The organism is Streptomyces sp. NBC_01089 (genome assembly GCF_045162975.1).
Taxonomy (GTDB): Bacteria; Actinomycetota; Actinomycetes; order Streptomycetales; family Streptomycetaceae; genus Streptomyces.
Window position 1 is genome coordinate 561,550 of sequence record NZ_CP108660.1, and the last position, 15,284, is coordinate 576,833.

Below are 15,284 nucleotides of genomic sequence, written 5' to 3' on the forward strand. Positions count from 1 at the left end.
CTCGTTCGTACGGAGAAGCATCCGGCCACAACACCGGACCGCAGTGATCGATTAGGGGGCCTCTCGTGAACGACGTTTGGCGTAAACCTGCCCACCCGGCGGCAGCAGAGCGGAAGTTGTTCAACCATTCAGCGCCCTGGGCCGCTGATCAGCTGCTGACCGTACGCAGAAAGTGATCGGCATCTTCCGGCTCGCCCAGCCTGCCTACCTCCAGCCAGGAACCGTCGGCGAAGCGGAGCCGGAAGGTGGCGTACCCGCGCGGCTGGCCCGCCTCGCCCTCGATACGGGCCTGGTCGAGGGCGAATTCCATGACGCTCCGGAAGTCGTCGGCCTTGGTCGGAGACAGTCGACGGCGAGGGGACGCAGCCAGACAGATGCGGTCACGGGCCAGCATGACCAGGCGCTTTGGGTTGGGCGAATGGCCGTACCAGCGCAACAGCAGCTGTCCGGCGGTCAGGTTCCAGTCTCCGTCGAAGACACCATTGGTCGGGTCCTGTTCTCGGTCGTTCTCAGGGGAACGGTCATGGCTGGAGCGCCGTGTGTCGGGTGGAGTTGACCGCTGTTCGGTACGGCGGCCGTGTCTCCGTCCCGACAGCAGTTGCTCCAGCGTGCGGCCGAGTTTGTCGATCAGCATCATCGGCACGATCACGAAGAAGAACACGACGGCCCCGGCGTACAACAGCCAGTGGTGGCGCGGTTTCAGACGCCCCTTGCCTGCGGCACGGTGAACGTCCTTGGGCGGTGTGGGGATGGGCTTGTGGATCTCGCACCAGACCAAGGCGACGGGTTCCTCGCCCAGGATCTTCCGGGCCCGCCGCTGCACCTTGCGCTTCGCCATGTCGAAGATCCTAGTGCTGCTCCGCAGGTGCTCCGCAGGGATCCGTGGAGGGCTCGTTGCTCAGGAACCGGATTCCGACACACCTGGGGCTACGCCCCTGCCTAGTGCTGTGACCGCATAGGTTCGCCGGGCTGGATGCCTTACAGGTGGTTGACGTAGAAGGTGGTGAGCCTTTCGACGGCGGCGTCGACGTATTCGGGCTCGTCGTACATCTCGTAGTGGCCGGCGCCGTCGATCATCATGAGGTTGACCGGGTTGGGGGCCAGTTTCCACAGCTGCATGCCGGTGTCGTAGGAGCCGGTGTTGCCGATGCGTCCGGCGAGGATGACCTGCAGTGGCTGGGTCATGAGCTGGTCGATGAGGTGGAACGCGTCGTAGCCCAGCAGGAGGGATTCGCTGCGTGAGAGGCGGCGGTTGGTGGAGTGCTTGTTGCCGCCGCGCTCGGTGCGGTAGTAGGTGATCGCCTGGGTGGTGTCGATGTCGGTCAGGCCCGCTGTCGTGGCATCCTCCAGGGTGTCGGGCAGCCAGTTCATCCGGGTCATCTCGCCGGACCGGGTTTCTTCGATGCGCGCGTCGGCGAGGGCGTCGAGTGCGGCGGCCGGGCCGTCGGGCTGGAAGCTGCGGAACGAGGTGCCAATGTTGACGGGGACGACGGTTCCAACGGCCTTGATGCGGTGATCGGTGCGGGCGGTGTGCACGGCGTAGCCGCCGCCGGCGCAGATGCCGAGGACGCCGATGCGCTGCGGGTCGATGCCGGGGGTCGTGGTGAGCGCGTCGATGGCGTAGGAGATGTCCTCGCCGCGGCGGTAGGGGTCTTCGAGGTCGCGGGGCTCGCCTGCGCTCTGCCCTTGGTGAGCGGGGTCGAAGACGAGCGCCGCGATGCCGCGGGCGGCGAGGCGGGACGCGTAGTTCGCGCCGATCTGCTCCTTCACGCTGCTGCCGGGTGTGGAGAGCACCACGGCGCGCAGCGGCGCGGTGCTGTCGGCGTTGTCGGGCAGGTGGAGGTCGGCGGCGAGTTGGATCGGTCCGCGCGGGATCGTGATGTGCCGAAGCATGGGTGGCAGCCTTCGAGAGATTGTTGTTCCATAGATGCCCAGTACGAAACGCTTACTAATACGGTTTGAGGCTAGTACAGAACTGTACTAGCCGGGAAGAGGAGTCGCATGACGGTCGGCGGGGCGCAGTTGTGGACTCTGAACCAGCGGCTGCTGAGCGTCGTGATGGACGCCTGCACGCAGGAGCTGGCCGAGCTCGGACTGGAGACGAAGGAATTCTTCGTCCTGGCCGAGGTGGAAGCCTCGCCGTACCCGGCCGAGATCGCGACGGCACTGCTGCTCCCCAAAGCGAGCGTGACGGTCTACGTCCGCAACCTCGTCGCCAAGGGGTTCATCCGGCGCGAGATCGACGACGCGGACCTGCGACGTCACCGGCTCGTACTAACCGCTGAGGGCACAGAGGCACGGGATCGTGCACTTGCAGCCCTCGCGGCGGAGTACGACCGCAGGCTGGCAAGGATCACTCCGCAGGACCGCACCGAGCTGCAGCGCATCCTTCAGGAGATGCTCTCGCCCGCATGAGTCCATGGTCACGAGCGGTTCGCCTGCCCGGTCAACCCCTGCTCGCCAGTGCTGTGACCGCGTAGATTCGTTGGATCGTTCAGGCTGCGGTGGCGAGGGGGCGTCTGCCCCAGCGGATCCCTTTCTCGCTGCGGATGCGGGCGCGCTCCTTGCGTTCGGCGGCCAGGACATCGCGGTGGCGGGCGTTGACGTTGCGCCAGCGGAGGTAGGCCTGCAGGGCCCGTGTCTGCACAGTGTGGTTGGGGTAGTGCGAGTTCGCGATGGTGAACTGACGAAGCGGTCCGAAGTGCGCCTCGATGGGGTTGGCCCACGAGGCGTAGGTCGGGGTGAAGCACAACTCGACCTTGTTCTTCTTCGCCCAGCGGCGGATGTCGCTGCCCTTGTGGGCGGACAGGTTGTCCAGGATCACGTAGATCGGGGCGCCGTCGGGCCGGGCGGTACGGATCGACTTCAGCGCAGCCAGGGTGTTCGCGGCGCCCTTCTTACGGCGGTTGACGCCCCAGAGGGTGTCGTCGCCGATCGAGTAGCAGCCGTGGAAGTAGCGCACCCCGTGGGTGCGGTGGTAGGTCGCGGGATGCCGCTCGCGTCGGCTCTGCTCGGCCCAGCACGACCCGGCGGTGGGCCGGATGCCCAAGGGCCCGAACTCGTCGAACGCGAAGACACGGTCCGGGAAACGCTCCAGCACCTCCTCGATGCGGTCCAGCTTGGCGTCGCGCTCGGGGTCGGGCGACTCCTTCCACATCTTGGTCCGCTGGAAGGTGACGCCCCGGCGGGCGAGCAGGCACCGTAACGCCTCGCGGCCGATCCGGATGACACGGCCGTGCACTCTCCGCAGGTAGGCGGCGAGCTTGCGGATGGACCAGCGGGTGAAGGGCTGGCCGAGCTTGCTCGGACGGGTGGTGGCCGTCTTGATGACGAAGTCCTCGTCGTCAGGACTGAGCAGGCGGGGACGGCCTCCCGCCCAACGAGGGTCCAAGCAAGCCAGGCCGATCTCATTGAACCGGTGGATCACATCCCGGACGGTGTCCTCATCGGCCTGCACCAGCTTCGCAATCACCGGCACCCGGTTCCCGCCGGCCGAAGCCAACAGCATCATCGCGCGCCGGTAGCGCACCGAACTGGTGCTGCCCCGGCGCACGATCTGCTGCAGCTTCTGCCCCTCCTGGTCGGTCAACCTGCGCACACGGACAAGCTCAGCCACTACACCCCCAGCAGTCGGAGCGGACGTCACCGTGCATCCAACCGCCTGGACGACCGCCCCGGCGAACCTTCCCAGTCAGAGCACTAGCCGGCCCCCGGAATCCGCCACGGCTTCCCCGCCGGCCCCGGGAATCGGTCAGCAGGACGGTGCCTCCGGGGCTGGTTCGCCCTCCGGACGGCCGTTCCTCTGGCGTGAGTATCTCGGCAACCGCTGACCGACACTTCGGTACCGCTTCTCAGCGAAGTCAGAAGTGCGTGCGGTCCGCACTGCGCGCGTCATGGACACGCCGCGCCCGATAGATCTCACCAGTCCGAGCCGACTGCCGCCAGGGGCCGGCCTTCTTGAGCGCGAACTCCAGGCCGGGTTGGGTGCGATCGAGGTCCACGCAGGCCAATCCCTGCGCGTCGCCTACGGCGCACCTGTCGAGCCAGTAGCCGTGTGGGCCGACGATCCCGGAGGGCATGGCCGAACTGCATTGGGCCGGAACCGAGACGGACACCCAGCAGTTCTGAGTAGCAGCGTGGCTGCGTGCGAGCACGTCGAAGATCGGATCCTCGGAGAAGGACGACAAGAGGACGCAGTCCGCACCCAGGGCGGTGTACTCCATGAAGAGTTCAGGGAAGTTGACCTCGATGCACAGCGCCGTGCCGAACCGGAAGCCGTCGACTTCGAACAGCACTGGCTCGAAGCCGGGCGAGTACCAGTTGGACAGTTCGTTGTGCGAGCAACGACGCTTGTCATAGCGATCGGTCAACTGGCCTCGATCCGAGATGACGTAGAGGCTGTTGTGCGGCAGGTGCGGAGTCGTGAGCCGGTGGCTGGAGCCGACGACGACCCAGAGGCGGATCTCGCCGGCCAGCCGTGCTATGAGTTCCAACTGCTCCGTTATACAAGACCAGTTGACGTCCCAGCCTCGTAGGGCCTTTCTGGCTTCTCCTCCTGAGGGGTATCCAGAGATCGCCCCTTCGGGAAAGTGCAGGAGCCGGACGCCTGATCTTGCCGCCTGAATCATCAAGTCCCGCACAGCCGTCGCATTGGCCACTGGGTGGGTAGTGACGGGGCTCTGCGCAGTTGCGATCCGCACCTTGTCTGCCATGTGCATGTGTCTATCGCATCCCCGACGGCCACCACCAGGAAAGCGCGGTACGCGAGCCACACGACGTCCGCTCCGTCTGCATCGCGTGCATGACGGCGCCGATATCGCGGCGTTACTTGCCGCGCACCGCGGAGTCAGGAGGAGGTGTCCTCGCGCGGTCGTAGGCTTCCTGCGACGCCGATACGTCGCCGAGGTGCGCGATCGACCACTCCTGCAGTGCGCGCAGCGGCTCGCGCAGTGTGCGGCCCGCATCCGTGAGCGCGTACTCGACGCGGACCGGGACTTCGGGGTGGACGGTGCGGCGGACGAGCCCGTCCCGTTCGAGCCCGCGCAGGGTCTGGGTGAGCATCTTCTGCGAGATGCCCTCAATGCGTCGGCGTAGCTCCGAGAAGCGGACGTTGCCGTCCCAGAGGGCACCCACGATGAGCACCGTCCAACGGTCGCCGATGCGATCCAGGATGTGGCGGGTCGGGCAGTCCGCGCGGTAGGGGCTGCCGCAGAGCGCCGAATCGGCCCGGGTGGTTACCACAAAGTGCCTTCTTCCCGTCAGAGAGCTGCGCTCGTACGGTAATCGCAGCGCATCCTCCAGCGCCACCTTTTTCATAGGAAGACACCTCATGTCTTGCATTTCCGTCATCGGTGGTGCCGGCTCTGCCGGTTGGGCCATCGTCGCGAAGGCCGACGGTCATGGTCATCACGTCATCACCGCCCCGAGCCGCTCGGTCCGGGGTCTCCGCCGCTGATTTTGCGCGCTCGGGTTCGTCGATCTGACCGAGAAGAACGACAAACCCCCAGGGCACAGGTCAGCCTCGGCCACTGACCTGGTCCCAGCCCTCGCTGAGCAGGACGACGCAGCCACCCTCACCGAGACACCGCAGGGCGCGCGGGACGAAGCGCGCCCCGGATCTCCCCTCTACAGCCGCGGCCGGCAAACCCGCTCGCCGCCGCTGTCACCCCATCCCTCGCCGCACCGCCGCGTCCTGACCGTCTGGCGCCCGAGGGTAAGAAAGGCGTGTTCTGCCATGCACGATGATGACGAAAAGACGCACTACCGGGGATTCGGGCCCGTCCCGGGGCTGCCGATCCAGGACGGCCGGGTGGATCTCTCGGCCTTCCCCCCGGATCTACGGACCGTGGTGCAGGAGGCGTTCCCGCCCGTACTCGCAAGGGCGAAGGAGCCACTGGTCGGCATTACGACGGACGGGCACGTCGTACCCGGTCTGTTCGCCCTCCAGGACACCGGCTGGGATCCCGAGCCCGCGAGCAGGGCGGCGGCCGCCTTCCTCGACTGTCTCACTCCCGCGCAGCGCGAAGCCGTCCTGTTCGCCGTCGACGCGGACGAATGGCGTATGTGGATCAACGCCTTTCCCGACTGGGATCCGCACGGCCTGAGCCTGGAGGACCTCGGGCCCGCTCAGCGCGGGCGTGCGCTCGCGGTCCTTGAGGCGTCCTTGTCCGCCACCGGCTACTCCGACGCCCGGACGGCGATGAAACTCAACGCCGCGCTCGGTGAGCTGATCGGCCAGTACCGCGACACCCTCACCGAATACCGTTACTCCTTCGCGGTGTTCGGCACCCCATCGGCAACGGAGCCGTGGGGATGGCAACTGTGGGGCCACCACCTCGACGTGCACTGCTTCATCATCGGGCGGCAGATGGTCCTCACCCCGACCTTCATCGGCGCCGAACCCACCGAGGCCGACCGCGGTACCCACAAGGGTCTGCGCCTCTTCGACGAGCAGCGGACGGCCGGACTCGACCTGCGGCGCAGCTTCCGCCCCGGCCAGGCGCGTCAGGCCGTTCTCCACTCATCGATCCGGGTGCAGGACCTGCCCGCCGAACTCGCCGACCCGGTCAACGGCAGGCACCTGGGCGGCCCCGCCCAGGACAACCGCGTCATCCCCTACGCGGGCCTCCCGGCCCGTGAACTGTCCCCCAGTCAAAGGGAGTTGATGCTCCACTTGGTGAAGACCTACGCGCAGCGACTCCCGGACGGCCCCGCCACCGCGTTCGTGGACAACGTCGCGCGGCATCTCGGCAACACGCACATCGCCTGGATCGGCGGGAGCGGCGACGATGACGCCTTCTACTACCGCATCCACAGCCCGGTCGTCCTGATCGAATACGACTGCCACCAAGGCGTCTTCCTCGACAACGACCAGCCCGAACCGTTCCACGTCCACACCATCGTGCGCACCCCCAACGGGGGCGACTACGGACGCGACCTGCTGCGCCGACACCTCGCCCATCACCATCCACGGCGACGCATCGGACGCTGACTGCCGCTCGCCCGACCTCGGCCCCGAACCCGACCTCGCCGAGCCCTCCTTCCGCCCTCTCTCCCTCCCCCCCCGACTTCGCGTCGGACTGCTCAGCACAGCCCAGTCTTTTCACCAGGAACCAACCCCGGCCGATGCAGCGTCCGTTCATGCGACAAGAGGTGCTCGAAGAGCAGAAATCCTAGGCACGGGGGGGGGCAGCAGGGTGGTTACGTTGTCGCTACTGGCAGGGCTCACCGCGCTCGGGTTCGGCACCCATGAGGCCGTGGTCCAGTACCGCCTCGGACGCGAGGGGATCCGCGTCCAGGGCCTGGTGGTCCGTCACCGCGTGAACTTCGGGAAGGACGGCCCTGTCCACTTCGCGATAGTCGAATTCGTTGATGTGCAGGGCAGTCGGCATACGTTCCAGTCCGGGTCATCCGGAGTCAGGGGGCTTCCCGTGGGCGGCGGGGTCCCGGTGCGCTACCTTCCCGGCAACGCCCCCAAGAGCGCGCGAATCGACCTCGCCAGGAGGCGGGTCAAGGATGTCGCGTTTTCTCTCGCGCTCGGCACTCTGTTCTCTGCCATCGGCATCTGGATGCTCGCCAGCGGCCGTTGAGCCGGTCATCGGAGCGTGCGTTCCCCCGCCCAGCGGCACGGACAGCCGGACAGCCTCAGACAGGCAGGACAGGCCGGACAGGCCGGATCACGACTCCGACCCCAGGCCACCAAGATGACTGTTTGTGCAAGAAACTCGACGGCATCTTGCACAAATGAACTTACAGAGGCACGGTGTTGGCCATCGCGCCGTCACTGAGGCGCGCTCGATGACGGGAGACGCCTTGTCCGCGAGAACGACCCCGATCCCTGCATCCCTGCGACGGAGCCTGTACGCCCTGACGGCGGCCGCCGCACTCGCCCTCGGCGGGCTCGCCGGCCCGTCCGCCGCGGCGGCGGGCACCCCGGCTCCCGCACAGAGCCCGGGAACCACCGCCGCTTCGGGGAGCTCGTACCCGAATCTTGCCCCCACCCCGCCCATGGGCTGGAACAACTGGTCCTACTACGGCTGCGACATCGACGAAGCCACCGTCCTGTCCAACGCCCGCGCCCTGGTCTCCTCCGGTCTCGCCGCGAAGGGCTACGACACGGTCACCACCGACGACTGCTGGATGACACACAGCAGGAACGCGGACGGCGACCTGGTCCCCGACCCCGACCGCTTCCCGCACGGAATGGCCTACATCGGTCAGCAACTGCACGCGATGGGGCTGAAGTTCGGCATCTACGAGGACGCCGGCACCTCCACCTGCGGTGGATACCCCGGCTCGTACGGTCACATCAAGCAGGACGCCGACCTCTTCGCCAAGTGGCGCGTCGACTATCTGAAGCTCGACGGCTGCAACGTGCCCGAGAGTTCCGACCGGACGCCCGACGAGGTCTACCACTCGCTCTACAGCGATATGAGCACCGCTCTCCTGCAGACCGGCAGGCCCATCACCTTCTCCGTTTCCGCCCCCGCGTACTTCGAGGGCGAGAAGGACTGGCACGACGTCATCGGCTGGTCGGCCCAGGTGGGCAATCTATGGCGCGAGGGCGCCGACATCGCGATGGAACCGGCCTCGGCGAGTTCCAAGTGGTCGTCGATCAAGTACAACTACGGCTACAACGTCCCGCTCGCCGACCTGCAGAGCCCCGGCCGCTGGAACGACCCGGACTTCCTGCTCGCGGGCCAGTCGCGGCTGACCGGTGACGAGATCCGCAGCCAGATGTCCCTGTGGTCGGTGATGGCCGCACCGCTGATCTCCAGTACCGACCTGACCAAGGCGTCCGCTGACGCCCTGTCCGTTCTCGGTAACCGTGACGTCATCGCGGTCGACCAGGATCCGACAGGTCTGCAGGGCCGCATCGTCCAGCAGGGCGACGGCTACGACGTACTGTCGAAGCAGCTCCGCGGCGGGGACAGGGCCGTGGCACTCTTCAACTCGTCGGACCAGGCGCGGACCATCACGACCACGGCGGCCAAGGCCGGGCTCCCGAAGGGCTCCTCCTATCTGCTGAAGGACCTCTGGTCGAAGCGGACAACACAGTCCACGGGCACCATCGCGGCCAATGTCCCCGCCCACGGCACCGTCCTGTACCGGATACACGCCGGCCAGGCACACAAGGTGCCGCCGGCCACCGCGATCACCTGGAAGCGCACCGGGGGCGAGGGGACGTCCTCGACCTGGCAGGTCGGCCTGGCCGACCACGGCCCCGGGGCACTGTCCGGCGCCGCACTCGAAGTCGACGTGCCGCAGGGCTGGTCGGTCAGCCCCTCGAAGGCGCGGCTCGGCCGCATCGCCCCCGGCGGCTCGGCCACGGCGGACTTCACGGTGAAGGGCCCGGAGGCGAAGCCGGGCACGACGACCGTCACGCTGAGCGCGACCGCTCGGTACCGCGCCGGATCCGCAGGCGAGTCCCGTACGACAGGACAGGGTTCCGTCGTGTCCGTCGTGCCCTATCCCGCTCTGGCCGACGCTTTCAACAATGTCGGTGTCACCAGCGAGGACGCCCCGCCGGCGGACGGCAACTACACGCTGGGCAATTTCGACGGCGACGGTGACAGCTACTCCGCCCAGGCACTGGCCACCGCGGGTGTGACACCGGGAGGCACGGTCACCAAGGACGGCGTCAGCTGGGAGTTCCCGAAGACGGCACCCGGCACACCGGACAACGTGACCACAGCGGGTCAGGTGATCACCCTGGCGGGCAGTGGGACGAAGCTGTGGTTCCTGGGCGCCGAGGCAGGTTCCGCAGAGGGCAAGGTGACCGTCACGTACACCGACGGCACCACCAGCAGCGGCGATCTCGGGCTGCCCAACTGGTGCTGCACGGCGGGCACCGAGTACGGCGCCACGACGGTCGCCACGACCGATCACCGCAACACACCGCAGGGGCCCGCCAACTTCGGCGGCGGCTACAAGCTGTTCGGAAACTCCGTACCGCTCGACGCGGGCAAGACGATCCGCACGGTGACGCTCCCGAACGAGGACGCCCTGCACATCTTCGCGATCACGGCACAATAGACGGCACAATAGACAGATCGGCGAGACGCCCGGCTGGGATTTCCCAGCCGGGCGTTTTTGCGTCCAGGGCCGTCGCACCCCTTGCCAGCACCAGATAGTACGTGTTCGGATTATCTCTGTCGGGTGACGCACCGCCAGTGCATCACCGCAGTTCAGCGCGTTTTCGTTGGGCCAGGACGCCCGTCCTGCATGCCAGGTGCGAGCCGTTCCGTACGTAACCGCCGCGCTGGAGTGGCCGACGTCCCCACTGCCAGACGCATCCTCACGCCCGGGAGGGTTCTCTCGTGTTCGATCTCTCGTCCGTCGATCTGCTCGACGCATTCACCCGTGAACTCCGGCTCTGCAAACTCACATCCACCGAGCATGTCGTCGTCCTTTCCGAGCCGGGCAGCCGGGGTGACTACGTCGCTGCCGCGTTCGGGGCGGCCAAGGCGTGCGGCGCCCATGTCATCGCGGCCACCGTGCCCGGCGGCACCCCCGCGCCCATGCCCAGCACTCACACCGGTGCGGGCCCCGGTCTGACGTCCGTACTCAACGACACGACGGCCCAGGAGCTGCTCAAGTCCGCGGATCTCGTCGTCGACCTGACCCGTGAAGGCTTCATCCACGCCCCCGTACAGCAGGAGATCCTCAAGGCCGGCACCCGCATCATCTTCGTCTGCGACGCGCCCGACGTCCTGATCCGTAACCTCCCCAAGGAGGAGGACAAGGCGCAGGTGCTGCAAGGAGTCGACCTGCTGAAGCGATCCTCCGTCATGCGGGTCACGTCCACGGCCGGCACCGATCTCACCGTCCAGCTCAGTGGCGCCCACCCCGAGTTCCAGTGCGGCTTCGCCGACGACCCGGGCCGCTGGGACCACTGGCCCAGCACGATGGTGCTGTGCTGGCCGGAGATCTCCGACGGCCGGATCGTGCTCGCGGAGGGCGACATCCTCCTGCCCTTCAAGGAGTACGTCCGCACCCCGGTCACCCTGGAGATCGCCGGCGGCCACATCGAGAAGGTCACCGGCGGCGCCGAGGCCGAGCTGCTCAACACCTTCTTCGACGACGCCCGGGACGAGTGGGCGCGCAGCCTCTCCCACATGGGATGGGGCCTGATGCGCACGGCCGACTGGTTCGCCACCGCCATGTACGGCAAGGACGAGCTGATGGGCATGGACGCCCGGGCCTTCGCGGGCAACTTCCTGTGGTCCACCGGCCCGCACCCGGTTCTGGGGCGCGAGTCCTACGCGCACCTCGACATCGCGATGCGCGGCTGCTCCGTCTCGGTCGACGGTACGGACACCGTCGTGAACGGCAAGCTCGCCGGCGACGAGTGAGGCGACCAGCCCGGCGACCAGCCCGGCGACCAGTGCGGCGGCCGGCAGGCGGCGGTCACCGGCCATCACCCGTTCAACGTCTTGGAGGAAGTCAGTGGCGTCCAGCCAGTCGTACGAAGTCATCGTCGCCGGAGGCGGCCTCGGAGGTCTGACCGCCGCACTGGCCCTGCGCCACCGCGGCCTGCGGGTCACCGTCCTCGAACAGGCGGCCCGGCTGGGTGAGGTCGGAGCGGGCATCCAGACCGCACCCAACGCCAGCCGGATCCTGCTCGGACTCGGCCTGCGCCACCAGCTGGAGGCCATCCGCACCGAGCCGCTCGACCAGGTGAGGCGGCGCTGGAAGGACGGCAGCATCGTCGGTCTCACCCCCCTCGGCCAGTACTGCAAGGACCGGTTCAACGCCCCCTACTGGCACTACCACCGGGCCGATCTGCACCGGGTGCTCATGGACGCCTGTCTGGACCCCGCGGGCCCGGGGCCGGTCGTGGAGATCCACACCGCGAGCCGGGTCGTCGAGGCCGACCGTACGGACCCCGCGCGTCCCGTGGCTGTCACCGAGGACGGCCGGAGGTACGCGTGCGACGTCCTGATCGGCGCCGACGGCGTCCGGTCGCGGGTACGCGAGCTGATGGACGTCCCCGACACCCTGCAGTTCTCCGGCGAGATGGCGTTCCGCGCCCTGATCCCCGGTGACCTGATCGCCGCCGACCCGTCCACGCGCTGGCTGGTGGACCGCTACCAGAGCACCATCTGGTACGGCCCCGACCGGCATCTCGTCCACTACATGATCCGCGGCGGCGAGTATCTGAACATCGTCGCGTGTGTGCCGTGCACCGACGAGGTCGCCGAGAAGTGGACCGTGTCCGCCACCGCGCAGGACCTGGTCGCCGCGTTCCCCGGCTGGGACGACCGGGTCCCGGCCATGCTGTCCAAGGCCAAGGAGGACGTCACCTGCTTCGCCCTCTACCACCGCCGCCGTGACCCGGTGTGGATGGACGGCCGGGTGGCACTGCTCGGCGACGCCTGCCACGCCATGCTCCCCTACCAGGCGCAGGGTGCGTCCCAGGCGATGGAGGACGCGGCGGTACTCGCCGAAGAACTGGGCTCCGTCACCCGCTCCGGGATCGACGGTGCGCTGCGCCGGTATGTCGACCGGCGCGCCAAGCACGCCGGGATGGTGCAGGACGCCTCTCTGCGGAACAAGACCTTCTACCACTTCCCCGACGGGCCCGAACAGCAGGCCAGGGACGCCAAGCTCAGGAATTTCAGCGGGGAGTCCGACCTGTCCTACGACTGGCTGTGGAGCGGCACCCCGCTCAGCGACCCCGATCTGGGGGCGTTCTCCTACCAGTTCGCCCGCTGAACGCGCGCGCCGCCGCCGCCGCTCACCCTCCCTCGCCACCTCTCCACTCTCCACTCTCCACACAGGCAGCCACGAACGAACACAGGAGCACTCGATGCCCCCGCCGGGCCCGGCCCGGTGTCCGCGATGGTGCGGGACGTCCCCCGTGAACACCCACCATGGAGCGAACGTGAAAACAGGCGATCAGATCGTCCAGAACCTCCCCTGGCGCTGGGGAGTCCAAGGCAGGATCTTCATCATCGGTGGCCTCGGCTACCTGTTCGACGCGTACGACATCGCGCTCAACGGCTTCCTGATGCCGCTGCTGGGTGAACATTTCGACCTCTCGCTGATTCAGCGCGGGCTCGTCGCCACGGCGAATCTCGTCGGGATGGCCGTCGGCGCGGTGGCCTGGGGCGCGGTCGCCGACCGTATCGGCCGTAAGAAGGCGTTCAGCGTCACGCTGCTCGTCTTCGGACTGTTCTCGGTGCTGGGGGCGCTCTCCCCCGACTACCTGGTCTTCCTCGGTCTCCGGTTCCTGGCGGGCGCCGGGCTCGGCGGCTGTATCCCGGTGGACTACGCCCTGGTGGGCGAGTTCTCGCCGAAGAAGTACCGCGGACGGGTCCTCACCGCCCTCGATGTGTGGTGGCCGATCGGTGTGACACTGTGCGGCCTGGTGTCGACGGCCATGCTGACGCTCGACAACAACTGGCGTTGGATGCTGGCGACGATGAGCCTGCCCGCGCTGCTGCTGTTCTTCGTACGGCGTGGCGTTCCCGAATCACCGATCTACCTCTCGAAGAAGGGCCGGGAGGCCGAGGCCCGTACCGTCATCGACGACCTGGTGGCCCGCACCGGCGCCCCCGTGGAGCCGTACGTCATCCCCGCACCGGCCGAGGACACGGGGGCCAAGGGACTGCGGGCGGCGGCCGAACAGCTGTGCAGGCTCTGGACGTTCAGCCCGCGCATCACATCGGCTGCCTGGCTGCTGTTCGTCACCGTGATGCTCGTGTACTACGCGGCGCTGAGCTGGATGCCTTCGATCCTCCGCGACCAGGGTCTGGGCGACACGGCCGCGTTCATGAGCACCACCGTGATGAGCGGCGTCGGCATCGTCGGCGTAGTCGTCTCCACCGCGCTGGTGGACCTGATCGGCCGCAAGTGGCTCATCGGAGTCTCGGCGCCGCTCGCCTCGCTCGCCCTCGTGGTGTTCGCGCTCGTGATGGACATGCCGACCGGATCCGTGGTGGCCATCGCGGCCTTCGGACTGCTGATGCAGCTGACCATCCCGGTCCTGTACGCCTACGTATCCGAGCTGTATCCGACGCGTCTGCGGGCCAGCGGCTTCGGCTGGGCCTCCTCGGTCAGCCGGGCCGCCACCGGGTTCGCCCCTCTGCTGTTCGGCTCGGTGATGTGGCCGGCGCTCGGGCTGCCCCTGACCTTCGGGGTGCTGGGACTCGCCGTGCTCGTCTCCGTCGTATGGATGGCGTTCGCGGCTCCCGAGACCAAGGGCCGGGCCCTGGACGACGCGGATGACACGGACACGGCGGGCGCGGAGCCCGCACAGGCCACCGCATCCGCACCCGAGAACGCGGCCGCCTGACAGCTGCCGTCCGGGCCCGGCGTACGGCGCCCCCTCGCACGAACAGGAGAGACATGAAGCCCGCCCCCTTCCGCTACCACCGGGCCCGCGACACCGAGGGCGCCACCCGGCTGCTGGCCGAGCTCGGTGACGACGCCAAGGTCATCGCCGGCGGCCAGAGCCTGGTCGCGATGATGAACTTCCGGCTGGCCAGGCCCGCGCATCTCGTCGATATCGGCGGCCTGCGGGAACTGGCCGGGATCCGCAGGGATGGTGACGGCACCCTGCACATCGGCGCGCTGACCACGCACCACGCCGTGGAGACGGCCCCGCTGGACACACTGGGGCCCGGTTACGAGGTCATCAGGGAGGCCATGGGGTGGATCGGCCATCTGCCGATCCGTACCCGCGGCACGGCCGGCGGCAGCATCGCGCACGCCGACTCCACCGCCGAGTGGTGTCTGCTCGCAGTGGTGCTGGGCGCCGAGTTGGTGGCCACGGGGCCGCGCGGGCAGCGCCGTATCCCGGCCGGGGAGTTCTTCCTCGGCTACTACACGAACGCGCTCGACCCGGACGAACTCCTCGTCGAGATCGTCTTCCCGCGCCCCGCACCCCATGCCGCACTCACCGAATTCGCCGAACGGCGCGGGGACTTCGCGATCGTGGCCGCCGCCGTCGACCTCGATCTGCACGGGCCCGCCGTGCGCGGCGGGCGGGTCGCACTCGGTGGGGTGGCGTCGATGCCGGTTCGGGTGCCGGAGGCGGAGGCGGTGCTGGCCGGCGGCGGGACCTTCGCCGAGTGCGCCGCGGCGGCAGCGGCCGCCGTCGAGCCGCCGGGGGACGCGAACAGCAGTACGCAGTACCGCAAACAGCTCATCCGCACGCTGGTCGAGCGCGCCTGCGAGGAGGCGGCATCCCGATGAAGAACGTCCAGGAGAAGAACATCCTGCCGAAGAGCGGCGCGCCCAAGGACGACGCACCCAAGGACGACGCGCCGAGGAGCGGC

13 protein-coding genes are annotated in these 15,284 nt (G+C 68.1%); 8 read left to right on the forward strand and 5 right to left on the reverse strand.

Features of this window, described 5'->3' with window-relative positions; translation table 11 throughout:
* Positions 1-148 precede the first annotated feature (148 nt).
* Entirely contained in the window at positions 149-838 is a 690-nt protein-coding gene (locus tag OG510_RS02530) for a hypothetical protein (RefSeq protein WP_406134988.1), read from the reverse strand.
* 140 nt (positions 839-978) lie between these two features.
* On the reverse strand, positions 979-1,914 hold the full coding sequence (locus OG510_RS02535) for an alpha/beta hydrolase (RefSeq protein WP_406142281.1): 936 nt from the start codon (positions 1,912-1,914) through the stop codon (positions 979-981).
* A gap of 87 nt (positions 1,915-2,001) precedes the next feature.
* Between OG510_RS02535 and OG510_RS02540 the strand changes: the two genes are divergently transcribed.
* Positions 2,002-2,415 (forward strand): MarR family winged helix-turn-helix transcriptional regulator, encoded by a 414-nt coding sequence (locus OG510_RS02540; RefSeq protein WP_406134989.1) that lies wholly within the window; start codon positions 2,002-2,004, stop codon positions 2,413-2,415.
* A 79-nt stretch (positions 2,416-2,494) separates the two neighbouring features.
* Here OG510_RS02540 and OG510_RS02545 read toward each other — a convergent pair whose 3' ends face one another.
* The 3 genes from OG510_RS02545 to OG510_RS02555 all read right to left on the reverse strand — a co-directional run bounded on the left by OG510_RS02545 (position 2,495) and on the right by OG510_RS02555 (position 5,241).
* Positions 2,495-3,616 carry an IS630 family transposase gene (locus OG510_RS02545; RefSeq protein ID WP_406134990.1) on the reverse strand — a complete coding sequence of 374 codons (1,122 nt, stop codon included), beginning with the start codon at positions 3,614-3,616 and terminating at the stop codon, positions 2,495-2,497.
* Between the two features lie 244 nt (positions 3,617-3,860).
* Positions 3,861-4,712 carry a carbon-nitrogen hydrolase family protein gene (locus OG510_RS02550; RefSeq protein WP_406134991.1) on the reverse strand — a complete coding sequence of 284 codons (852 nt, stop codon included), beginning with the start codon at positions 4,710-4,712 and terminating at the stop codon, positions 3,861-3,863.
* Between the two features lie 112 nt (positions 4,713-4,824).
* Positions 4,825-5,241, reverse strand: a complete 417-nt coding sequence (locus OG510_RS02555; protein WP_406134992.1) for a winged helix-turn-helix transcriptional regulator — start codon at positions 5,239-5,241, stop codon at positions 4,825-4,827.
* A gap of 493 nt (positions 5,242-5,734) precedes the next feature.
* Here OG510_RS02555 and OG510_RS02560 point away from each other — a divergent pair, with 493 nt between their 5' ends.
* The 7 genes from OG510_RS02560 (at position 5,735) to OG510_RS02590 (ending at position 15,201) form a co-directional block, all read left to right on the forward strand.
* Positions 5,735-6,991: a DUF3500 domain-containing protein gene (locus tag OG510_RS02560; protein ID WP_406134993.1), complete on the forward strand. Its 1,257-nt coding sequence runs from the start codon at positions 5,735-5,737 to the stop codon at positions 6,989-6,991.
* 214 nt (positions 6,992-7,205) lie between these two features.
* A complete protein-coding gene (locus tag OG510_RS02565) occupies positions 7,206-7,589 on the forward strand; it encodes a DUF3592 domain-containing protein (RefSeq protein ID WP_406134994.1) in 384 nt (127 codons plus the stop codon).
* A gap of 223 nt (positions 7,590-7,812) precedes the next feature.
* Positions 7,813-10,035, forward strand: coding sequence for an NEW3 domain-containing protein (locus OG510_RS02570; protein ID WP_406134995.1), 2,223 nt, complete (start codon positions 7,813-7,815; stop codon positions 10,033-10,035).
* A 284-nt stretch (positions 10,036-10,319) separates the two neighbouring features.
* Entirely contained in the window at positions 10,320-11,354 is a 1,035-nt protein-coding gene (locus OG510_RS02575; protein WP_406134996.1) for a hypothetical protein, read from the forward strand.
* Between the two features lie 94 nt (positions 11,355-11,448).
* The gene (locus OG510_RS02580) at positions 11,449-12,717 is read left to right on the forward strand and encodes an FAD-dependent monooxygenase (RefSeq protein WP_406134997.1); all 1,269 of its coding nucleotides are present in this window, start codon (positions 11,449-11,451) and stop codon (positions 12,715-12,717) included.
* A 169-nt stretch (positions 12,718-12,886) separates the two neighbouring features.
* The gene (locus tag OG510_RS02585) at positions 12,887-14,299 is read left to right on the forward strand and encodes an MFS transporter (RefSeq protein WP_406134998.1); all 1,413 of its coding nucleotides are present in this window, start codon (positions 12,887-12,889) and stop codon (positions 14,297-14,299) included.
* Between the two features lie 53 nt (positions 14,300-14,352).
* Positions 14,353-15,201 (forward strand): FAD binding domain-containing protein, encoded by an 849-nt coding sequence (locus OG510_RS02590; RefSeq protein WP_406134999.1) that lies wholly within the window; start codon positions 14,353-14,355, stop codon positions 15,199-15,201.
* Positions 15,202-15,284: the final 83 nt, after the last annotated feature.